Raw genomic sequence first — 2,576 nt, 5'->3', positions numbered from 1 at the left:
TTGTGATTTGTCTACGTGGAAATTCCTGCGGAATTTCCTCTCGTTCGGTTCATTTTTGTTAAATTAGTTGCCCAACCACGCAACTAACCATACACAAACACGTTAGCAGCAAGCAGTCACGTTTTGCTAATGTCTTTCCTAATTCAAAAGTTTTTTATTCCTAGTCAAGATTAAATTCTCATTTGGATAATCTAACCTGATAAGCAATACGGAATATTAACGCAGGATTAATCACTCAGTTGGATAAGTTAAATTGACAAGTAATACGGAATAACAACGTTGGATTCATTACTCAGATGATTAAGTAGAATTGTTTAACAACACGGACTAACAACGCTGGATAATAGAAACCATTAGATATTAGATTTTAAAAGATCATTATAGAAAGCCAACAAACTATTCACTCTACTCTGCTTTAATTTTAAAAAGCTTTACGGCCGATCTGAACGTGAAAAAACTAATTTAGACCTAATTGGACACTGAAAACGGAATTATACGCTAAAATCAATGTCAGAGTTCTTTAATGAAACCGCGTATAATTAAAAGCCGGCTGCTAACACCGTGTATAATTAATTGCTAGGTTCTTCATTACTTGCGAAAATTCCTGCGGAATTTTCACTGGTTCGTTAAAGTTTACTAACTTAGTTGCCCAACCACGCAACTAACCATACACAAACACGTTACAGCACATTTGAAAAAAACATTTCGCTAATCCAAAAGACCAGTTCACTCATCTTGAGTTTTATAATTGAACGTCTGACTTTACATTTGGTGGAAATACATAATATATGAAACGATTATTATTTTTTGCTTTACTTCTATCTTTCTGTAATACACTTTTTGCTCAAGAAATAAAAACTGACTCAATTCTGACTGAAAAGCAGAACGCTGAATGGATTGCGGAATTTGAAAAGCTGGATTCTAAATCCGAAAAAATAGCTGAAATAAAAAAGAAGATATTTGCAGACACCATTTACAAAAGACAAAAAAGCTATTGTCGAATTGTAATTAAGAATCAAGAAACAATTCAGGAAGCGATGGAAATTGCTAATTGTGAATGTAAAATTGTTTTTGTTCTTGGTTTTAAAAAAATAGCATATTCACTCGACCCGAATGAATATCCAAAAACGCATACAGTACTTGAGTTAGTAACTGATGAAAATATTGACAAAATAACAGTACTGAAAGGAGATATTGCTTCAGCCTTATATGGAACTAATGGCAGATGTGGTGTTGTAGTAATGTATTCTGAAAGTCGAAAATTTAAACGGAAAATAAAAAACGTGCTGTAACACCGTGTATAATTAATTGCTAGTGACTTGCCTACGTGGAAATTCCTGCGGAATTTCCTCTTGTTCGGTTCATTTTTGCTAACTTAGTTGCTGAAACACGCAACTAACCATACACAAGACCGTTAGCAGCAAGCAGTCACGTTTTTCTAATCTCTTTCTTGATCCAAGCGTTTTTTATTTCTAGTCACAATTAAATTCTCATCTGGATTATCTAACGTGATAAGCAATACGGAATATTAACGCAGGATTAACCACTCAGTTGGATAAGTTAAATTAACAAGGAATACGGAGGAACAACGTTGGATTGATTACACAGGTGAATAAGTAGAATTGATTAACAACACGGAATAATAACGTTTGATAATAGAAACCATTAGACATTAGATTTTAAAAGATCATTATACAAAACCAACGAACTACTCACTCTACTCTGCTTTAATTTTAAAAAGCTTTACGGCCGATTTGAACGCGAAAAAACCAATTTGAATATAATTGGACACTGATAAGGAGTTATACGCTAAAATCAATGTTAGAGTTGTTAAATGAAACTGTGTAAAATTAAAAGCCGGCTGCTAACACCGTGTATAATTAATTGCTTTGTTCTAGCCTACTTGCGAATATTCCTGCGGAATATTCACAGGTTCGTAAAAGTTTGCTAATTTAGTTGCTTAACCACGCAACTAACCATACACAAACACGTTGTGTACAATGTCGAAAATGATGAAGAAATTTAACATAAAGCTGATTTTATTAGAGTGTTTGGCTTTAATTTTTATAATTAGCGGATTGAAAAGATTATATATAGCATATAATGGAAAACAATTCGATGCTCTAATGAGTGAGGATTGGGGAAAATCTGACTCATTAACTTACATCAGAATTGGGGAATTCTTCGTAAACCAAGCTTATTGGATTTTATCGTGTCTTATCATCGGAATATTAATCGTTGGACTAATAAATTGGAAATATAAATTCGGAATTATAAACTCAATAATAGTTTTACTAATAACTTTCGGAATTTCTTTAACTGGATTTTACGGTACAGGAATTATAAACAGATATCTGAATTATTTTTGCGGATTATTCGCCGAAGGATATGAAATAGCTTTTCTAATTGGTGGTTTGCTTATATTTTTTGTCGGAATCACTATTTTGTGGAAAATTATTGCATTGAATAAAAACACTGTACACAACACCGTGTATAATTAATTGCTTTGTTATTGCCTACTTGCGAAAATTCCTGCGGAATTTTCACAGGTTCGTAAAAGTTTGCTAAATTAGTTC

2 protein-coding genes are annotated in these 2,576 nt (G+C 32.8%); both read left to right on the top strand.

All coding sequences use genetic code 11. The annotated features are described in order from the left end of the window. The first annotated feature begins 788 nt into the window (after positions 1-788). The gene (locus ACFQ13_RS07495) at positions 789-1,292 is read left to right on the top strand and encodes a hypothetical protein (protein WP_386115798.1); all 504 of its coding nucleotides are present in this window, start codon (positions 789-791) and stop codon (positions 1,290-1,292) included. Between the two features lie 717 nt (positions 1,293-2,009). Continuing rightward, positions 2,010-2,501 carry a hypothetical protein gene (locus ACFQ13_RS07490; RefSeq protein WP_386115796.1) on the top strand — a complete coding sequence of 164 codons (492 nt, stop codon included), beginning with the start codon at positions 2,010-2,012 and terminating at the stop codon, positions 2,499-2,501. Positions 2,502-2,576 lie beyond the last annotated feature (75 nt).

The sequence above is a fragment of the Winogradskyella rapida genome (assembly GCF_042675845.1).
GTDB classification, from domain to species: Bacteria; Bacteroidota; Bacteroidia; order Flavobacteriales; family Flavobacteriaceae; genus Winogradskyella; species Winogradskyella rapida.
Note: the sequence above shows the minus strand (reverse complement) of the source record. Positions and strands in the feature narration are given on the sequence as shown.